The 19,607-nt window shown below is 64.3% G+C and carries 11 protein-coding genes; 5 read left to right on the top strand and 6 right to left on the bottom strand.

Annotation, left to right across the window (positions count from 1 at the left end):
- The first annotated feature begins 305 nt into the window (after positions 1–305).
- A complete protein-coding gene (locus ACQS5P_RS09715; RefSeq protein ID WP_428940691.1) occupies positions 306–1,712 on the top strand; it encodes a transglutaminase-like domain-containing protein in 1,407 nt (468 codons plus the stop codon).
- Between the two features lie 106 nt (positions 1,713–1,818).
- On the opposite strand, the gene ACQS5P_RS09710 is transcribed toward ACQS5P_RS09715, so the two are convergent.
- From ACQS5P_RS09710 to ACQS5P_RS09685, 6 genes are all read right to left on the bottom strand, one after another.
- Entirely contained in the window at positions 1,819–3,321 is a 1,503-nt protein-coding gene (locus ACQS5P_RS09710; protein WP_428940690.1) for a glycoside hydrolase family 43 protein, read from the bottom strand.
- A 105-nt stretch (positions 3,322–3,426) separates the two neighbouring features.
- On the bottom strand, positions 3,427–5,979 hold the full coding sequence (locus ACQS5P_RS09705; RefSeq protein WP_428940689.1) for a hypothetical protein: 2,553 nt from the start codon (positions 5,977–5,979) through the stop codon (positions 3,427–3,429).
- The gene (locus tag ACQS5P_RS09700; protein ID WP_428940688.1) at positions 5,976–8,591 is read right to left on the bottom strand and encodes a hypothetical protein; all 2,616 of its coding nucleotides are present in this window, start codon (positions 8,589–8,591) and stop codon (positions 5,976–5,978) included. Before ACQS5P_RS09700 ends, ACQS5P_RS09705 begins: the two co-directional genes overlap by 4 nt.
- A 9-nt stretch (positions 8,592–8,600) precedes the next feature.
- A complete protein-coding gene (locus ACQS5P_RS09695; protein WP_428940687.1) occupies positions 8,601–11,060 on the bottom strand; it encodes an autotransporter-associated beta strand repeat-containing protein in 2,460 nt (819 codons plus the stop codon).
- A complete protein-coding gene (locus ACQS5P_RS09690) occupies positions 10,984–12,318 on the bottom strand; it encodes a Gfo/Idh/MocA family protein (protein WP_428940686.1) in 1,335 nt (444 codons plus the stop codon). Before ACQS5P_RS09690 ends, ACQS5P_RS09695 begins: the two co-directional genes overlap by 77 nt.
- Positions 12,319–12,382: 64 nt before the next feature.
- Positions 12,383–13,153 carry a prepilin-type N-terminal cleavage/methylation domain-containing protein gene (locus tag ACQS5P_RS09685; RefSeq protein ID WP_428940685.1) on the bottom strand — a complete coding sequence of 257 codons (771 nt, stop codon included), beginning with the start codon at positions 13,151–13,153 and terminating at the stop codon, positions 12,383–12,385.
- A 410-nt stretch (positions 13,154–13,563) separates the two neighbouring features.
- Here ACQS5P_RS09685 and ACQS5P_RS09680 point away from each other — a divergent pair, with 410 nt between their 5' ends.
- The 4 genes from ACQS5P_RS09680 to ACQS5P_RS09665 are packed head-to-tail and all read left to right on the top strand — an operon-like array spanning position 13,564 to position 19,427.
- The gene (locus tag ACQS5P_RS09680; protein WP_428940684.1) at positions 13,564–15,654 is read left to right on the top strand and encodes a sodium:solute symporter family protein; all 2,091 of its coding nucleotides are present in this window, start codon (positions 13,564–13,566) and stop codon (positions 15,652–15,654) included.
- A 45-nt stretch (positions 15,655–15,699) separates the two neighbouring features.
- Positions 15,700–16,836: a pectate lyase gene (gene pelA, locus ACQS5P_RS09675; RefSeq protein WP_428940683.1), complete on the top strand. Its 1,137-nt coding sequence runs from the start codon at positions 15,700–15,702 to the stop codon at positions 16,834–16,836.
- 47 nt (positions 16,837–16,883) lie between these two features.
- Entirely contained in the window at positions 16,884–17,852 is a 969-nt protein-coding gene (locus ACQS5P_RS09670) for a pectinesterase family protein (protein ID WP_428940682.1), read from the top strand.
- Positions 17,853–17,879: 27 nt separating this feature from the next.
- Entirely contained in the window at positions 17,880–19,427 is a 1,548-nt protein-coding gene (locus tag ACQS5P_RS09665) for a glycoside hydrolase family 28 protein (protein ID WP_428940681.1), read from the top strand.
- Positions 19,428–19,607: the final 180 nt, after the last annotated feature.

The following is a 19,607-nucleotide window of genomic DNA, read 5'->3' as shown; positions in this document are numbered from 1 at the left end:
CTGTACCTCCGCCGAACAACCACGAAGCTGCGATCATCACGAAGGCGAGCGACGGCGTCCTGCGGCTGAATGTCGGCTGACGGTATCACGGGCGCCCGTGCGGTGGCCGTTCGCATGCCCGTGACGCAGGCGGCATCGCGGCACGCTGCTGAAAATCCGGCCACGCCCTGCCTTGGCCGTCGTGGAATCCGACCGGCCGCCGCAATATCATCCGCTTCGTGCGGACAGATCCGCGAATGATCCTATCCGGCCTGCTCATCGGGAGCCTCATGAGCGTCTCAGCCGCGACTGCGACAACAACACAAATGCTGCGCGAACAGGACGGGCCAACGGGCGCTTCACGCGCCTGGACCAGTGACGATCCAGCCATCGCCCGCGCCAGGCAACTGGTGCTGCGGGGCGAATTGGCGCAGGCAGAGCAACTGCTGGCCGGGGCATCCGATGTCGCGCCCGACCAGACCGCCGAGATGCTGGATCTGATCCGCAGGTTTCGACTGGAATACAACCTGACCGAGACCCAACTGCTCGAGCGGCTCAAAGGGCAGATCCGCGACGTCACCGCCGGCGACCTTGCCCGCTGGCGCGACGCCGGGCAGCTTCAGCACCGCCTGCTTGATGGACAGGTGATGTACTTCCGCCGCGAGCCGGCGAATCTGTTTCGTTTCTGTCCCGACGCCATCACCCGCCGCACGCCTCAGCCTCAGCAGGATCCGGGCCAGTGGAAGCTGACGGATCGTCTGGCGTACGTAATCGAGCAGGCCCGCCGATCCGGCAACGTCCAGGTTGCCCCGATCAGGCACCGCATCACGTATACGCTTACGGTTCCGGGCAGCGCCCGCGGCGCAAAACGCGGCTCGCTGCTGCGCGTCTGGCTGCCGTTTGCTCAGGAATACCGCCAGCAGAAAAACGTGACGCTCATCAGCACCAGCCCGCCCGATGCGAAGATCGCGCCCAACGGCTGGCCCCATCGAACCCTCTATTTCGAACACGTGATCGACGACCCCGCCCGGCCGGTCGAGCTCAAGGCCGTCTTCGACTACGTGTCCTATGCGTACTATCCGAACCTGCGCGACCAGGACGCCCGGCCTCTGCCCGCCGACTGGGACGGGCAGTACCTGGGCGAGCGCCCACCCCATATCGTATTCACTCCCGAGCTCCGCAAGACCGTCGCCGAGATCATCGGCAACGAGACGAACCCGCTCGCCAAAGCCCGTCGCATCTTTCACTGGATCGACGCCAACATCCGCTACTGCGCCGAAGAAGAGTATTGCCTGATCCCCAGCTTCACCATCAAGGCCCTGAGCACGCGCAGGGGCGACTGCGGCATCCAGAGCATCCTGTTCATCGCCATGTGCCGCGCTGCGGGCATCCCCGCTCGCTGGCAGAGCGGATGGGAAACCAAACCCGTCGGCTGGAACATGCACGACTGGGCCGAGTTCTACGTCCACCCCTGGGGCTGGCTTCCCGCCGACGTCTCCTACGGATTGCAGAAGTCCGACGATCCGGCGATCCGCGAATTCTACTTCGGGCACCAGGACTCGTACCGCCTGATTACGAACCTGGACTACGGCCGCGAGCTTGTCCCGGCCAAGCCCTCGCTTCGCAGCGAGCCGGCCGACTTCCAGCGTGGCGAAGTCGAGCTGGACGGGCGAAACCTGTACTTCGACGAGTGGGATTACGATTTCAAGTTCGAGCAGTGGGCGGGGCAGTGATGCCCGAGCCGGCCCGCACACTTTGCCTCGGCCCCATAGTCACGCGCACAGCTCCGTCGAATTGCGGTTTTCGATTGGCGATTGGCTGGGCGCGGGTGGACGAGCCTTACGGCGCGGTGATTCGGAAGTAATCGAAATCGCCATGCCCGCGAGCTTCGCCGCCGGTGGCGACGCAGAAGATCCCCACCTTCGCGCCGATCCAGCCGTCGTCACTCGCCTGAAACTGCCGCTCGATCGCCCGGAACCCCTGGCCGACCGGAGCGTAGCTGAACGAGCATTTCCCGCCGCTGGCCAGCTCCATCCGCAGGCGCACCACGTCGTCGCGATACGGCTGCACCCACTCATCCGTGCCGTTGACGATGTAGACAATCTCCCGCCTATCGCCGCTCTGTCGCAACGCCAGCACCGCGTACTGCCTGCCCATCACCGTCAGTCCGGCGAGTTCTCCCGGATTGAGTCTGGCCTGGAGCATCGTCTCGGCGACGAAGCTCTCGGCCGGCAGCTTCTGAAGCAGCAGGTTCGGCGCGTTGTACAAGTCAGTGTCTTCAATGCGCCTGGCCGGCAGACGCAGCCAGCCCTGCCGCGCGCTCAGCGAGTGCCAGTCATCCTCATGATTCGCCTGCCACTGCCACTGAAGCCCCAGCTTCGGCGCGTCGAACTCGTCGCTGGTCTGCGGCGTGGCGATCGGATGCTGGCCATCCACCTTCGGCTTGCGGTATCGCAGCACCGGCTCGCCCACGCCCTGCTCGTTCTGATTGATCCCCATCAACGGCCAGCCGTCGTGCCACTGCACCGGCTGCAAGTGCACGACTCGCCCATACGGTTGCCGCTCCTGAAAATGCACGAACCACCACTCGCCGTTCGGCAGATCCACCAGCGCCCCCTGGTGCGGGCCGTTGATCGGCGTGGAACCCTGCGCCAACACGATCTTGTCCTCGTACGGCCCATAAATCTCGCGCGAGCGCAACACCACCTGCCAACCTTTCGACACCCCGCCCGCCGGCGCCAGGATGTAATACCATCCATCTTTCTTCAGAAACTTCGGCCCCTCGAGCGTCGGATGCTTCTCCGGCTCGTGAAACACGATCTTGCCCTCGCCGATCAGCTTCGATCCATCCGTCGCCATCGGCGCGACGCGCAGGCGGTTCTTGATCCCCGCGCGCGATCCGGCATACGCATGCACCAGATAGGCCTGGCCATCGTCGTCCCACAGCGGGCACGGATCGATCAGCCCCTTGCCCGCCGCCATCAAATGCGGCGGCGACCACTGCCCGCGCGGGTCTGTCGCCGTCGTCACGTAGATCCCCTCATCCGGCGTCGGGAAAAAGATCCAGTACTTGCCCTGGTGAAACCGGATCGCCGGCGCCCACACACCGCAGTTGTGCCGCACCTGCCGGTACTGCTCGCCCGGAACGTTCTTCAGCGCATGGTTCACGATCGTCCAGTTGACCAGGTCCTTCGAGTGCAGGATCGGCAGCCCCGGCGTGCAGTGAAAGCTCGACGAGGTCAGCCAGAAATCGTCGCCGACGCGGATGACGTCGGGATCGGAATAATCAGCGAAAAGGATCGGATTGCGGTAGGTCCCGTCACCCTGATCGGGTACCCACACAGACGAATCTACGGATTGTGCGTGCACGAACGCTTCTCCAACGACCAGCTCAAATAACAACGTGATAAAAGCAGCGACGCGCATAACCTGAGCAGTTCAACTTCGTCAGCGGCGCGGTCGCTTCAGCGACCATATTCCCGACACTGACAGCGCGCCAAGCGCCGCGGGTTCCGGAATCACCCCCGACTGCACCGCCCGCAGCGCCGCAAGATACTCTCCACCAAGGATCTTCGCGTGCTCGGCGATGATCGCTTCGGCCAGCGCGCCGACCTGATTGACATACGCATTGTCGATCAGGGCGTAGTCGGTGGCATCGATCACACCCGAGTAGTCAAAGTCGCCATTGATCCAGCCACTGAGGCTGTTGACATACCCGTTGTCGATCAGGCTGTAGTCGGTGGCGTCGATGCTGCCAGACAGGTCGGCGTCGCCGAAGTAGGTGAACTTCACCAGCACTTCGCCGCCAGAGGTTGTTTGCCCGCCGAAGGCCGTGTAGATCGGCCCGCTGCCTCCCACCTGAGCCAGGTCATTCAGGACTACACCAAGACCGTACAGGAAGCTTCCGGCGGCGGTGTTCTGGACATGGGCCTGGGTCGAGCCGATGCCCGGCCCCTGCCAGTCGAAGTTTCCGCCGTTGTCCAGAGCCGTTTTGACCAGGCCCGTCACCGTCGCGAGGCTGGCGGTGTTGAGAATCAGGCTGTTGTTGTTCAGGTCGAGCCTGGCGCCGGGGCTGATCGTCAGGCTTTGCAGCACACTGGTTCCGTCGGGATGGTTGGCCTGGGGCCCGTTGTTCACGCTCAGCGTGCCCGCGTTGATGTTCACCGCCGCCGCCCGTAGCTGCTGTACCTGGACCGCTCCTTCGCCCAGCTTGTTGATGGTTTTGCCCGCCGCGTTCATCGCCCCGCTGAGCGTCAGCCCGCTGCCCGCCGCCGCCGTGATGTTCAGGTTTTCATTCAGCCCGATCGGAGTGGCGATGGTGTGCTCTCCGGCGGTGACCTGGATCTCCGCCGTCCCGCTGCCATACACGTCGAAAGTGATCGTGCCGGTGCCGGCCAGTGTGTAGGCAACAGGGCTGGCAAAGATGATCTGTCCGACGGTGCGAGGCGAGCTGACGGTTACCGTCCGCGGCGCCGTGATTCCCTGGGCGAAGTGCGCTGTCGCATCGATCGCGTCTGGAAGCGTTCCGGCCCAGTTCAGGAACTGCGACCACTCGCCGTTGGCGTCCAGATTCCATGTCGCCTGGAGCGTCAGGTGGTGCAGGTAGTTTTCCAGGTGGGTGTACTGGTTCGGGCCGACGCCGTTGTTGTCCGCGACGTTGGGATTCAACCCGCGTGCCGCTTCCCAGTAGTTGGGCATCCCGTCGCGATCGGTGTCCCATCCCGCCGGACGGCTGGTCATCGGCGCGTTCAGCAGCTCATTCCACTCCTGCTGCGGCACGGCATTGACCACGGCGCCGGTATAGTTGCGCACGTCGTTGATCAGGCGTCGGTCCGTTATGCCGCGTGCCCAGGGGAATGATCCGACCGAGGCGATCACCCTGGCGTATGCATCTTCTGCCGAATCGGTCGTGCCGAACGGATAGGCGAACGCCGCCTCCCGCTTGTCCGCATCGGGAAACGCCGACATCACCGATCCGTTCCAGTTCGCGAACATTGCCCATCCCGTGTCGATCCCGTCGCGCGTCGCACCGGCGGTCGAGTCGATCCGGTTGCCTGACTGATACACCTTCAGGTCCAGTGGATCGTTGCTGGCGTCTTTGGTGAAGGCCGTGGCGCGGGCGGCGGACGGCGTGCTCGGCCCGGCCACAAGGTAATTGCCCACGTAGTTCATGTACACGTGCTCGACATCCGGCTCGCTGGCCCCGCCGGTGTAGCCGGCACGGTCGCTCCAGTTGTAGATGACGTTGTTGCGGAAGTCGAACTCCAGCGTCGCGCCGTCGTACGTCCCCGGACGCGGGTTGCGGCTCTTGTTGCTCGAATACAGGTTGTGATGATACGAAACCTGCGAGTTGACCGTCGGCCGGATCAGCGACCCGTAGGCATGCCCGGACGGGTTCAGCGCTTCGCTCATGATCGAGTTCTGCACCGTTACGTTCGTGGCCTTCTGCGTGACCGAGATCACCTCATCTTCGCTCCATGACGCCGAGATGTGGTCCAGGATAATGTTTCGCGTCGTCCCGGAACCCTTGATCGAAACGGCGTCTTCCCCGTCGCCGGCGCCTTTGCGCACAGCGATGTAGCGCATGACGATATCGCTGGTCAATGACCCGGAGCTGCTGGTGATCTGCACCGTGTTGCCCACGATCGTGATCGGGCTGGGCGCCGTCTGCCCGGCGATCGTGACCTTCGATATGTTCTTGATGTCCAGCGTGCTGCCCTGGTTCAGGTAGATCGTGCCCCCGACGTCGAAGACGATCGTCCGCCCGGCGGCGGGCACGTTCTTGTAATACAGCCCGTACTCCAGCGAGCCGGGGATCACGTGGTTCGGATCGGCGGCCAGCGTGGTCACGTGATACACGTCTCCACCACGGCCGCCCAGTGCCTCGGCGCCGAATCCTTCGGCACCCGGGAACGCCGGAATCGCCCGACAAACCGCAGCGCAGCTCAACCACAGCGTGGCGCCGGAAAGGCCACACAGCGTTCGAATTCGTCGCGTCATGATGGTTGCTCGGTTTTTTGGCGGCCATGCCGCCCGGACCACAAGAGGCCAATTGCCATTACGCCAAGCGCCGCGGGTTCCGGAATCACCCCCGACTGCACCGCCCGCAGCGCCGCAAGATACTCTCCACCAAAGATCTTCGCGTGCTCGGCGATGATCGCTTCGGCCAGCGCGCCGACCTGATTGACATACGCATTGTCGATCAGGGCGTAGTCGGTGGCATCGATCACACCCGAGTAGTCAAAGTCGCCATTGATCCAGCCACTGAGGCTGTTGACATACCCGTTGTCGATCAGGCTGTAGTCGGTGGCGTCGATGCTGCCAGACAGGTCGGCGTCGCCGAAGTAGGTGAACTTCACCAGCACTTCGCCGCCAGAGGTTGTTTGCCCGCCGAAGGCCGTGTAGATCGGCCCGCTGCCTCCCACCTGAGCCAGGTCATTCAGGACTACACCAAGACCGTACAGGAAGCTTCCGGCGGCGGTGTTCTGGACATGGGCCTGGGTCGAGCCGATGCCCGGCCCCTGCCAGTCGAAGTTTCCGCCGTTGTCCAGAGCCGTTTTGACCAGGCCCGTCACCGTCGCGAGGCTGGCGGTGTTGAGAATCAGGCTGTTGTTGTTCAGGTCGAGCCTGGCGCCGGGGCTGATCGATAATGAACCCATGACGCTGGTGCCGGCGGGGTTGCCTGCCTGCGGCTTGGGGCTGATGCTCACAACCCCCTGGTTGACGGTCAGCCCCGCCGCCCGGATGTTCTCGAACTGTGCCGCCCCGGCGCCGTGCTTGATGATGATCTTGCCCGAGGCGGCCATCGCGCCGGTCACTTGCAGCGTGCTTTCCGCCGGCATCACCACAACCGCCGTGTTATCCGCCAGGTTCAGCGGCGCCGCGATCGCGTGATTGCCCGCCAGCACCACCACCGCCGCCGAGCCGCTGGAATCGTCCAGCGTGATCGGGCTGGTTCCGACGATCGTGAATGGTGCGAGGCTGTCGAAGCTGAGCATACCGACGGTGCGTGGCGAATCGACGATGACCGTGCGCGGTCCGCTGAAGCCGGGGCTGAGCGCGCTGGCATTGAACCCCGCCAGCGCATCTGCGCCGTCCGGCGCCCCGCCCAGCCAGTTATCGTGGTTCGACCAGCTCCCATCGGCATCGATGCCCCAGTTGCTGGTGGCGGTGATGTAGTTGAGGTACTTTTCGAGATTTGTGTAGTCGCCCGCGATCGCGGTGGCGTTGTGATCAGCGAGCGATGGATTGTGCCCGCGCGCCAGTTCCCACCAGTTCGGCATGCCGTCGAAGTCGCTGTCCCAACCCGCCGGGCGCGAGATCGATATCAGCGTTGGCCAGCCGCCCACGTCGTCCTGCGAATTGACGATGGCTCCGCCGCCGGTCCTGATCTGATTGACGATCCGCAGATCGACCGCATCGCGTGCCCAGGGCATCGCCCCGCCGCGCAGCAGCACGCGCTGATATGCCGCCGAGGCGCTTTCGGTGGTCACCGGCACGGGCGGCGGGTCGATCACCGAGCTTGTCGCCAGCGTCATCGAGCCATCCCCGCTGCGCAGGAACATCGCCGTGCCGGTGTTGATCCCGTCCCGCACCGCGTCCCTGTCCGCATCGATCAGGTTGTTCTCCTGAAAGATCGACGCCGTCGCGTTGCTGGTCACCGTGAACGCGATGTTCGGGCTGCCGGTGGTGGAAGGTCCGGCGATCGTGTAGTTGCCCACGAAATCGATCGCCAGGTATTCGCGGCCTTCGCTGGTCGAGCTGCCGCCGGTGTAGCCGGCGCGGTCCTTGAAGTTGTAGATCACGTTGTTGCGCAGGTCGAAGTGCGGTCGGTCGGTGGGCGTGGCGAAGTACGAGCCGGGTCGCGGGTTGCGGCTGATGTTGTTGGCCCAGAGGTTGTGGTGCAGCGTGTAGCGCGAGGAGATCTGCGGGCGAAGCAGCGATCCGTAGTTGTGGGCGCTGCCGTCGTTGCCCAGCAGTGCCTCGGCGACGAACGAGTGCTGCACCGTCACGTTCGTGCTGTGGTTGGTCAGCGACAGGGCCTCGTCCTCGCCCCACGACGCCGAGACGTGGTCCAGCACGACATTGCTCGTGGCGACGGTGCTCAGCGACCCGCTGCCGCCCAGCACGCCGATCGCATCTTCCGAATCCGTGAGGTTTCCCTTGCGGCTGCGGATGTGGCGCACCACGACGTTGCTGACCGGCGTGCTGTTGCTTCCGGAAATCGCGAACGTGTAGTTGCGCAGCGTGATGCCCTGCCCCGGCGCTGTCTGCCCGGCCACGGTCAGGTTCGAGCGGTTGATCGTCAGGCTCGAGGTCAGCACGATCGTGCCGGAGATGTCGAAGACGATCGTCCGCGGCTGGCTGGATGAGTGCTGGAGGCAATAACGCAGCGTCCCGCCCTTGAAGCCGCTGGATGAGTAGGTGCCGGTGTTGGTATCGGCCAGGCTGGTGACGTGGAAGACTTCTCCGCCGCGTCCGCCGACGGCGTTAGCGCCGTATCCTTCAGCGCCCGGGAAAGCCGGCAGCGCCCAGGCGAGCGGCGCGCACGCTGTGGCGATGATCGCGCCGCTGAAGCGCGAAACGGTGCTCAACCGTCGTTGTCGCATCATAGTTGCCGTTCAGGACCGACGGCGGCGCGGTCGCCTTGCCGACCATCCGCCCATCGCCAGCAGCCACAGCGACGCGGGCTCGGGAATGGCCCCGGCCTGGATCGCCCGCAGCGCCGCAAGGTATTCGCCGCCGAACATCCGCGTGTGCTCGGCGATCAATGCCTCGCCCAGCGGTCCCGACTGATTCACGTATGCGTTGTCGATCAACGCATAGTCGGTCGCGTCGATCGATCCGCTGTAGTCGAAGTCGCCATTGATCCAGCCGGACAGGCTGTTGACGTAACCATTGTCGATCAGGCTGTAGTCGGTGGCGTCGATGCTGCCGGACAGGTCGGCGTCGCCGAAGTAGGTGAACTTCACCAGCACTTCGTTGCCGGCGAGCGTCTCGCCCGCGAACGTCGTATAGATCGGGCCGCTTCCGCCGACCTGCGACAGGTCGTTGAGGATCACGCCCAGGCCGTACAGGAAGCTGCCGGCGGCGGTGTTCTGCTGGGCGGCCTTGTTGGAGCCGATGCCCGGCCCGGCCCAGTCGAAGTTCCCGCCGTTTTCCAGAGCCGTTTTGATCAGGCCCGTCACCGTCGAGAGGCTGGCGCTGTTGAGAATCAGGCTGTTGTTGTTCAGGTCGAGCCTGCCGGTGGAGGCGATCGAGACGTTGTTCAGTCGCGAGGCGCCGACTGGATCATTGGCCACCGCCTGCGAGCGCACCTGGGCCACGGCGCCCGCGTTCACGGCCAGCGTGCCGTTGGAGAACTTCCGCACCGACAGGGTGCCGCCGTTGACGGTCGTCCCGCCGGTGTAGCTGTTGGCCAGCCCCAGCGTCGCGACCCCGGCGCCGTTCTTCACCAGCGCCGCCGAGCCATTGCTCCAGTCGGCCAGGATCACGTCCACATCGGCGGCGTCGCCGGCGGCGACGTTGAAGGTGAAGTTCCCCGCCGCCAGCGTGCTCAGGTCATTGGCGCCGCTGATGCTCCCGCGGGTCATGGTCAGGGCGCTGACGGTCTGGGTGTGCCCGCCGTTGATCCGCAAATCGCCCCCGCTGATCAGCATCGGCGCCGTTCCGGTCAGCGCGCCGCTGGTGTTGAATTGCAGCCGCCCTTCGCGCACCTCGATCGTCCCGCCGATGTTCTGCGTGGCATTTTCAAACTGGAGCCAACCCGGTCCGGTCTTGATGAATCCCGCCGGGCTGGTCACCGGCCCGCGGATCCGCAGGTCGTAGCTGGGGTTTCCCGTGCCCGGGTCCACGCCCGCTCCCTGGCCGATGTCGAACACACGCACGACCGAACCCATGTCGAACGCGCTGCCGGTGGCGCCGATGCTCACACGCCCGGTTCCCCCCGGACCGGGCGTGGCGATCAGGGTGACCCCGCCCTCGTTGGCTGTCGTGCCGCTGAGCGTGATCGGCAGGCTGAAGCTGATGTCGTTGGAGTTGGCGGGGTTGATCAGATTCAGGACCAGGGCCGGGCCGCTGTTGCTCCTGATCTTCAACGTGGTCGAAGCAGAACTGGAGACGCTCAACGATCCGCCGGTGTTGATCGTCAGCTTGCGGATTTCGCTGCCGACCACGCTGTTTCGAAGCGTCCCGCCGTTGTTGACGATGTAATGCGAGTTGGGCGAGAACCCTCCAAGTCCGTTGAACGCTCCGGCCGTGGAGGATCGCAGGATCCCTCCGTTGATGATCGTGTCTCCGGAATAGGTGTTCGGGCTGGTGTCGCTCTGGTTGAACTCCCAGGTGCCAGGGCCCTCTTTGACGACCGTGACGATCGCGCCATTGGGGCCATCGGTAATGGCCGACTGGTTCTCGTTGCGCGACGAGCCTGTATTGCCTCCGACGGCGCTGAAGATGAGGGTGGTGGGGGCGCCTGCGGCGGCCGTGATCGTGCCGAACAGCGCCAGCCCCGGGCGAGTCTCGGTACTGGAGCCGGCGTCGCTGATAAACGAGAAGGTCGTGCCGGTCAGCACCATCGGCGCGTTGATCACAACCTGCTTGCCCTCGTTGGCCGTGCCCGCCGCTTCCAGCGTGGACAGCACGTGAATCGCCCCGCCGTTGCTCAGGTAGATCGCGTTGCCGCCATTGATACCGGCCGCACCGATCGTGAACGCCGTGCTCTGGCCGTCAGGCAGCGAGATCGAGCCGAACTGAAGCGTGCCGACATTGCGGTTGGCGTCCACGGCGATGGTCGTCTGCGGCGGGGTGCCGGTGAAAAACGCCAGGTCCGTGCTGGTGCCCAGCGGCCCGGAGTTGTTCCCGGGCACGATGCCGCCCTGCCAGTTGGCCGGGTTCTCCCAGGCCGAATCGACCGCTCCGAGCCAGGTGGAATTGGCGGCCCATCCGATCTGCGCGGTGGCTGCCAGGGCGCTGCACGCAGAGGCCAACAACCGGCTCAACTGCTGGCTATTGTGGCGTGGCCGAGAGGTCCGGTGGGGAATGTACTGGCGATCGTGGCTGAACGGGTTGATCGACTTGCTCATGTTTCTCCTCCAAAATCTCCTGGTTGTCCTTCACGTGGACGATTTGTCCCGCCGCCGCCCAGTCCAGCCCGCCGTGCTCGTGGGGCAGGATGCCCTGGTCGTAGCATTGGACCATCGCTGCGTGCAGACCGTTGACACAGATCATCAGGCCGCGAGTCCCCTCGCCGCCGACCGGTTCTTTGACCAGCATGGATGCGGGGAACTGGCGGATTTGCGGCATCGACGCCTGCGCCGCGGCCACGCACAGCGTATGCGCCATGGCCGCCCGCGGCCCGCAGGCCATCGGCTCGCCGTGACCGTTCGCCCGCACCGCCTCAATCGCCTGCCACATCTTCGAGTGCCGTTCCAGGTTCGGCTCACCGTAACGCTTGATCCGCCCGCTGCGGAAACGCGCGACGAACCCGGCGCCGCTCTCGGCCTCGTAGCTGATCACGGCGTCTTCAAACTCGTATCGGGCGATGGGCCCGAGGCGCGGCGGCACCGCGTGGCTCGTGTAGAATAGCAGTTCCCCCCCGCAGTCCGTCATCACCCGCATCGCCGCCGTGTCGTAGTTCTCGATCTCGTTGGCACGATACAGCTCGGCCTGCACCGAAACCGGCATGGCGCTAGTCTCCCGGGTCGGGCCCAGCAGGTAGAACATGTTGTGCAGGTAATGGGCGGCGGCGTTGTTGGCGGGGCTGTCGTAAACGGGTTCGCCGGTAACGGTCTTGATCCGCCCGGCCCAGTCGTTGCGGTTGAAGTAGTCCAGCCCGCGGGGGAAGAAGACAATGCTCTTGAGGCGCTTGGGTCGTCCGAAGTGTCCGGCGAGGATGTCGCGCTTCAGCGCCTGCACCGGCTTGCTGAACGACCACTGGTACCCGATCGCCACGAAACGCTTGGCCATCGTCTCGGCGGCGATGATGCGCCTGGCGTCCTTCACCGTCGCCGCCAGCGGCTTCTCGCACAGCACGTGCGAGCCTCGCTCCAGGGCATAGAGGGTGTGGGCCGCGTGCAGGTGGATCGGGGTGACGACCATGAGCAGGTCGGGGCGGACGTCGGCATAAAGGCTCGGCAGGTCGGGGTAGATCTTGACTCGCCGTGCCCACAGCTCCTCGAGCTGCCGGCAGCGCTGCGGCGCCGGATCGACCACGCCGACCAGGTCGAACCGCGACTGCGTCCCCGGCGACGCTCCCGCTGACACCGGGCCGAACATCGCCGTCAGATACATGTCCCCGTACCCGGCGATGCCAGCCAAAGCTACCTTCACTCGCTCACCCATGATGCTGTCCCCGAGTTGCGACGCCCATGCCGACCCTGCAACACCGAACCCTGCTGGCACTACATTAGAACGGCAGGGGGCGTCCTTTCACCCACTGCGATGTGGCGATCATCCAGTCGTCCAGGTCCGTGGTGGTTGGATCGACCGTGGACGGAAGGAACATCCCGGACTTGGGGACGAACGCGCGGGCGAGACGCACGCTGCCGTCGTGGAACAGGATGTTGGCCTTGTTCTTGTGCGGGCGCCCGCCGCGGGGATAAGGGATCTGCCCATTATTGGTGGCGGCGAGTTCGCGGACCTTGCTGAAGCGTTCGTCGTCCTTGGCGACGCTGTTGGTCAAGTCCAGGGCGACGATGACGTTGTTGGGGACCTGCGTGCGTTTCTTATAGGACAGCGCCGTGCCCGGCGCGGCTCGGTTGTCGCCCAGGTTGCCGTTGTAGGTGTAGTCGGTCTGGAACACACTGACGTTGCTGTCGAACTTCCGGTCAACCGTGGGGCAGTTGAGCATCTTGTTGACGCGCTCGAGGGTCTCGAGCTGCGTGCCGGCGCCGCGCTTGATGCCCATCAGCGGCCCCAGCACGTCCACGCCGCACCAGTAGTTGCTCTGCGCGCTGCCGTCGCCGATGCGCGAGGGCATCGTGAACTGCTTGTACATGTTCGAGTACATCAGCGTGCACTGATAGAGCTGCCGCAGGTTGGAGGCGCAGTAGACGGTGTTGGCCTGCTCGCGAGCGCGACTCAATGCCGGCAGCAGGATTCCGATCAGGACGGCGATGATGCCGATGACGACGAGCAGCTCGACCAGGGTGAACGCGCGGGCGCGAGGGTGAGACATGGTCCTCATAACCATCTCCGCAGGGTGACGTGCTCAACGCAAACCAACGACAAGCGACCGATCCGCCAAGACGCGAGGCCGCGGTTTCGCGATTCGTCCGCCGGCCCGTCACGTCCGATGCGCAATATATCCCCGCCCCACGTGGCGAGGACGGACATTCCATTGCTTTTTCACGGATACGTTTTTAGGAATTGCGGCGAGGCCGCGAGGCTCGATCCGGATCTGGGCTGTCGCTTAAAGCCCAGCGCGAGTTGGGATGGGGGAAATGCACAAGGGCAAATCGTCTGATAGCCAGCGCTTTGCAGCAAATACGCATCCCTTGCCCGCCGCAAAACCTAAATAGTTGTCCGCAAACCCGAAAGAACTTGCCTCTTGTGGTCCCGGCCCGTCGTCGTATCGTTTGCAGACGCATGCATTCCATCGACTGGCTGTTCGTCGCCACGCCCATCCTCCTCGTCGTCGCGTTTGCGATTTACACGCACCGCTACGTCCGGAGCGTCGCGGACTTCCTTTCCGGCGGGCGATGCGCCGGGCGATACCTCCTGGCCAACGCGCGCGGAGAGTCGGACTCCGGCCTAGCCAACACCATGTCCAAGTTCGAGGTGATTCTGGTCTCCGGCTTCGTGCTGAATTTCTGGGAGAAGATCTCGGTCCCGGTCATCCTGCTGATCGGCATCACCGGGTTCGTCGTCTACCGTTTCCGCGAGACCCGCGCCCTTACGCTGGCGCAGTTCCTCGAAGCCCGCTACAGCCGCGCCTTTCGGCTCTACATGGGCGCGCTGGCCTTCCTTTCCGGCATTCTCAACTACGGCATCTTCCCCGCCGTCAGCGCCCGCTTCTTCATCTACTTCCTCGACTTGCCACAAAGCGTCTCTGTGGCCGGCGTCAACCTCAGCACGATGGCGCTGATCATGCTCGGGTACCTGGCGTGTACCGTGTTCATGATTCTCGTCGGCGGGCAGGTGACCCTCATGGTCACCGACTGCATCGAGGGCATCCTCTCCCATGCCATCTACATCGTCATCGTCATCGCCGTCTTCTTCATCATCGACTGGTCGCAGGTGGTGGAGGTGATGAGCAACGCCGCCCCGGGATATTCCCACATCGATCCCTTCGACGCCTACGAGGTCGAGGATTTCAACATCTGGTACATCGTCATGGCGCTGCTGATCAACGTCTACACGACGATGGCGCTTCAGAACAAGCAGGGCTTCAACTCGGCGGCCAAGAGCGCGCATGAGTCGCGCATGGGGCACGTGCTGGGCCACTGGCGGACGTATGCGCGGATGCTGATGATCCTGCTGCTGGGCGTTTGCGCGTTGACGTTCATGGATCATCCGTCGTTCGCGTCGCAGGCGGCGCCGATCAGGGAGCACATCGGGCAGATTCAGGACGGCTACCTCAAGAAGCAGATGACCGTCCCGATCGCGCTCAGCTATCTGTTGCCGATCGGGATCAAAGGGCTGTTCGTGGCGATGATGCTGATGGGGCTGCTGGCGGGGGACTCGGGGCACATGCACTCCTGGGGCAGCATCCTGGTGCAGGACGTGATCCTGCCGCTGCGGAAAAAGCCAATGTCCACGCGCGGGCAGATCTGGGCGTTGCGGCTGTCGATCGCAAGCGTCGCGACCTTCGCGTTCTGCTTCAGCCTCTTCTTCCAGCAGACGCAATACATCGCGTTGTGGTGGGCGCTGACGGCGGGGGTGTTTACCGCCGGCGCGGGCGCCGTCATCATCGGCGGGCTCTACTGGCGGAAAGGCACTACCGCCGGCGCGTGGGCCGGCGCCATCACCGGCTCGGCGTTGGCGCTGATCGGCATCCCCCTGACCAACCGCGTCTCCTGGGGATGGATCACCGGCATCCTCGGACCCACCTTCGCCGAATGGGGCATGCCGCTGCCGGAGCGTTTCGGGTTGAACGGCATTCAGGTCGCGTTCATCGCCTCCTGCGCCGCGTTCACCGTCTACATCCTGGTCTCGCTGTTGACCTGCCGCCAGGATTACAACCTCGATCGCCTGCTCCATCGCGGCCCCTACGCCCTGCCCGGAGAAAAGCCCCTGCCACCGCTGACCCTGCGGCAGCGTTTCACACTCCAGAACATCTTCAAGTTCGATGCCAACTTCACCTTCTGGGACAAGCTGGTCTCCGGCGGCATCTTCTGGTGGGCGATGCTGCTGCTGGCGATCAACCTGGTCATCACCTTCTGGAACCTGTTCATTTTCGACTGGCCGGTGTCGTGGTGGGCGCATTACTGGATGATCACGGCCATCGCGTTCCCGCTGATCATCGCCGTTGCGACGCTGGTGTGGTTTTCGATCGGCGGGGTGCGCGACATCATCGACTTTTTCCGGGCGCTGGCGACGATGCAGCGGGATGTGCGCGATGACGGGCGGGTGGAAGGCGGCCACCCGGCGCCCGTGCCGGCCGTGCCCGTCGGTGCATCGGACGCCCAGACGAAAACCGAGCCGTCGGATGTCGCCGCGGTCGGAACCGCCAAGTAGCAACATCCGAAGCATCCTGTCCATGCTCCTGTGAGGGTCAGACTCATGAAATGGAAACAGCAACTCGTTCGACGATCCGTGGTTGTTTTGACGCTGATCGTACTTGGCACATCGCTCACGATGGGGCAGACGCAGCCGGTCGTGGCGGTGCATTCCTCGGCCGCGGAAATCCAGAAGAAACCGGACGAGTGGTTCACCACCGAGCAGGGGATCCGCGCCATCGACTTCATCATCTCCAAACAGCTTGCCAACGGCGGCTGGGAGAAGGGATACCAGAACGCGCCCTCGTCGGCGCCGCCAGCGTCGCTGCCCTACAACATCCCGGCCAAGTGGGACGGCGAGGGAACCATCGACAACGGCTTTACCTACACCGAGCTGCGGGTGCTGGCGCGGGCGTACAACCTCACGCATCGCCCCGAGGTGCTCGAATCGTTCAACCGCGGGCTGGATTTCCTGTTCACCGCGCAATACCCCAACGGCGGCTGGCCGCAACGCTACCCGCCGCCCAACGACTACGGGCGTGACATCACCTTCAACGACAACGCGATGACCAACGTCATGCGGCTGCTCAAGGACATCGCCGACGGCAAGGACAAGACCTTTGCCTTCGTCGATCCCGATCGCCGCGCCAAGGCCAAACGCGCGTTCGAAAAAGGTCTGGAGTGCGTGCTCAAGACTCAGATCGTGGTCAATGGGCAGCTCACCGGCTGGTGCCAGCAGTACACACCGGACACGCTGCTGCCCGACAAGGCGCGATCGTATGAGCTTCCCTCCATCGCCGCCGACGAAACCGCCGGGCTGACCATGCTCCTGATGGACATCGAAAACCCCAGCCCGCAGGTGCAGCGGGCGGTTCACGCGGCGGCGGCGTGGCTCCAGCGCTCCAAGATCCTTGGCCTGCGCCTTCAGCGCACGCCCGATCCCACCCTGCCCAAAGGCTTCGATGTCATCGCCGTGGAAGACCCCAATGCCGAGCCGCTTTGGGCGCGGTTCTATGAGATCGAGACCAATCGTCCGTTCTTCTGCGGCCGCGACGGCGTGAAGAAGTATTCGATGAACGAAATCGAGCCTGAGCGTCGCGCCGGCTACGCGTGGCTTCGCCCCTGGGGCAAGCCGGTCCTGGAACGCTACGAGAAGTGGAAGCTTCAGTATCCATCCCACGCCGAAGGCGCCGGCCGGTAGGCAGTGCGCTGCCCGGGCCAGTCGCTCGAGTCTGGAGTCATCATTTCATGAGAATTGTGCATCAGGTGTCATGCGCTTTGGTTTGCCTGTGGCTGCTGGCGGCAACCGCGCGGGCTGAGCAGCGAACGCTTGTCGTCGCCGCCGACGGCAGCGGGCAGTTCAACACGCTCCAGGCGGCCATCGACGCCGTGCCGGATCCAAACGATTCGCCCGTGCTCATCCGGATCAAACCGGGCACCTACAAGCAGCGGATCGTCGTGCCCAAAGGCAAGCGCTTCATCACCATCCGCGGAGAAGGCCAGGACCCCTCGGCGGTCCTGATCACTTACGATCTTCACGCCAAAAGCATCCTGCCGCCATCGACGCAGCCGGTCGGCACGACCGGAAGCACCAGCACCCTGATCAACGCCGACGACTTCACCGCCGAAAATGTCACCTTCGAGAACCCCTCCGGGCACATCGCGCAGGCGGTGGCGGTCAAAACCAACGGCGATCGGATCATCTTCCGCAACTGCCGGTTCCTCGGCGGGCAGGATACGCTGTATCCCAATGGCCATCGCACGTATTTCAAGGACTGCTACATCGAGGGTCGGGTCGATTTCATCTTCGGGCGGGCGGTGGCGGTCTTCGAAAACTGCCACATCCACAGCAAGAATGGCGGCTACGTGACCGCCGCCAGCACTCCGCAGGAACGCCCCTTCGGCTTCGTCTTCATCAACTGCAAGCTCACGGGCGAGGGGGAGAAGGCCTTTCTGGGCCGGCCGTGGAAACCGTACGCCGCGGTGGCGTTCATAAAGTGTGAACTTGGCGACCACATTCGCCCGGAAGGCTGGGACAACTGGCGAAACCCCGAGAACGAGAAGACCGCCCGTTATGTCGAATACAAAAACACCGGCCCGGGAGCGGACCGATCCAGACGGGTTGCATGGTCGCGCGAGCTGACCGATGATGAAGCGGCGGCGCACACGGTCAGCAACATCCTCGGCGGCGCCGATGGATGGGATCCGACCAGATAGCCGTTTGTCGTTTCCGAGGTCTTGTTCATGCTTGTCGTGGTCAACGAACTGGGCGCGGTGGGGGATGGTCAGACGCTGTGCACGCAGGCGCTTCAGCGCGCCATCGATACCGCGGGCGGCGCGGGCGGGGGGATGGTCTACTTCCCCTCAGGAAAATACGTCACCGGCACGCTGTGGCTGCGAAGCAACGTCACCCTCATGCTCGAGGCCGGCGCCACCATCCTCGGCGCCGAGGACGTCGAGGCGTTCCCCGAATGGACCCCAAAATGGGAAGGACCGGGCTCCACCACCCGCGCGGCGCTGATCTGCGGCGAGGGACTGGAGAATGTCGCGATCATCGGCAAGGGAACCATCGACGGGCGCGGGCAAATGTGGTGGAAGCTCCAGCGGCAGCTCGAAAAGTCCGCCAGGATCATGCGCCCGCGGCTCATCCGCCTGGTGGACTGTCGCAACGTCCTGGTCGAGGACGTGACGCTGACCAACTCGCCGGCCTGGACTTTGAACCCCGTCGCCTGCGACACGGTCAACATCGTGCGCGTAACCGTGCGCAATCCCCCGGATTCTCCCAACACCGACGGCATCAACCCCGACTCCTGCCGCAACGTGCACATCTCCGACTGCCACATCGACGTCGGCGATGACTGCATCACCATCAAAAGCGGTTCGGAGGAGGAACCGCGCCGGCAATACCGGCCGTGCGAGAACATCACCATCACCAACTGCACGATGATCCACGGGCACGGCGGGGTGGTGATCGGCAGCGAGATGACCGGCGGGGTGAGAAACGTGGCGATCAGCAACTGCACGTTTGTGGGCACCGACCGGGGGATCCGGATCAAGTCGCGTCGCGGCCGCGGCGGAAGCACTGGGGCGGCCGTGGAGGACATCCGCGTCAGCAACATCGTCATGGACGGAGTGTTGTGCCCGCTGGCGATCAACCTGTTCTACGGCTGCGGCGCCTGGGGCCAGAGCAAGGTGACCGACAAGTCGCCGCAGCCGGTTACCGAAGCCACGCCGCGCTTCCGCCGCCTGCGTTTCAGCAACATCTCCGCGCGCAACGCCAAATACTCCGCCGCCTGGGTCCTGGGGCTTCCGGAAATGTGGGTCGAGGACATCAGCTACGACAACATCTCGATCTGGTGCGATCCGACGAACACGCAGGCCGGCGACAGCGACATGGCCCCGGAGATCGAGAAGCTGTGCCGTGCCGGGATGTGGTTCAAGTTCGTCCGCAAGCTGACGCTGCGGAACATCGACATCAACGATCAGCTCGGCGCGGCGATACGCATCAATCAGTGTGCCGACGTGACGATCAGCGATGCCACCTCTCGCACGCCGCAGGCCGATGCGCCGATGATCGCGCTGCATGATGTGCAGGACGCCTACGTCCATGGATGCAAGGCGCCGCGGGGACAGTCGGTATTTCTGGGGGTCAGCGGCGGCGAGACGCGGGAGATCGTGGTGGGCATGAACCACACCCGCGGCGCCGAGCAGGCGCTGAAGATTGCCCAGGATGTGCCGTCCGGCGAGGTCCAGGTCCAAAGCGCATCGGGCATCGATGCTGCACGCAGGTAGTGCCGAGGCGCGCGTCGCTTTACAGGCGTCAGGCCTGTGCCGGGTGCTTTCCCACCTCAGGTATCGAGAGTCCGCGCACAAAGCGCGTGACAGGACGCGTGTCGTTTATACACATCTCAGGCCACCCGCGGTTGCCACTCAGCACGGGCGAGACGCCCGTGGCACGGCGCGGGTCACGGC

The sequence above is a fragment of the Fontivita pretiosa genome, from assembly GCF_050410795.1.
Classification (GTDB): Bacteria; Planctomycetota; Phycisphaerae; order Tepidisphaerales; family Tepidisphaeraceae; genus Fontivita; species Fontivita pretiosa.
The sequence above is the reverse complement of the archived record's forward strand: the minus strand, read 5'-3'. Positions and strand labels throughout refer to the sequence as shown.

Coding starts and splice junctions, on each gene's coding strand:
- ACQS5P_RS09700 (WP_428940688.1), bottom strand. CDS start 8,591: ATGATGCGACAACGACGGTTGAGCACCGTTTCGCGCTTCAGCGGCGCG.
- ACQS5P_RS09690 (WP_428940686.1), bottom strand. CDS start 12,318: ATGGGTGAGCGAGTGAAGGTAGCTTTGGCTGGCATCGCCGGGTACGGG.
- ACQS5P_RS09670 (WP_428940682.1), top strand. CDS start 16,884: ATGAGAATTGTGCATCAGGTGTCATGCGCTTTGGTTTGCCTGTGGCTG.
- ACQS5P_RS09695 (WP_428940687.1), bottom strand. CDS start 11,060: ATGAGCAAGTCGATCAACCCGTTCAGCCACGATCGCCAGTACATTCCC.
- ACQS5P_RS09685 (WP_428940685.1), bottom strand. CDS start 13,153: ATGTCTCACCCTCGCGCCCGCGCGTTCACCCTGGTCGAGCTGCTCGTC.
- ACQS5P_RS09665 (WP_428940681.1), top strand. CDS start 17,880: ATGCTTGTCGTGGTCAACGAACTGGGCGCGGTGGGGGATGGTCAGACG.
- pelA (WP_428940683.1), top strand. CDS start 15,700: ATGAAATGGAAACAGCAACTCGTTCGACGATCCGTGGTTGTTTTGACG.
- ACQS5P_RS09715 (WP_428940691.1), top strand. CDS start 306: ATGCTGCGCGAACAGGACGGGCCAACGGGCGCTTCACGCGCCTGGACC.
- ACQS5P_RS09680 (WP_428940684.1), top strand. CDS start 13,564: ATGCATTCCATCGACTGGCTGTTCGTCGCCACGCCCATCCTCCTCGTC.
- ACQS5P_RS09705 (WP_428940689.1), bottom strand. CDS start 5,979: ATGACGCGACGAATTCGAACGCTGTGTGGCCTTTCCGGCGCCACGCTG.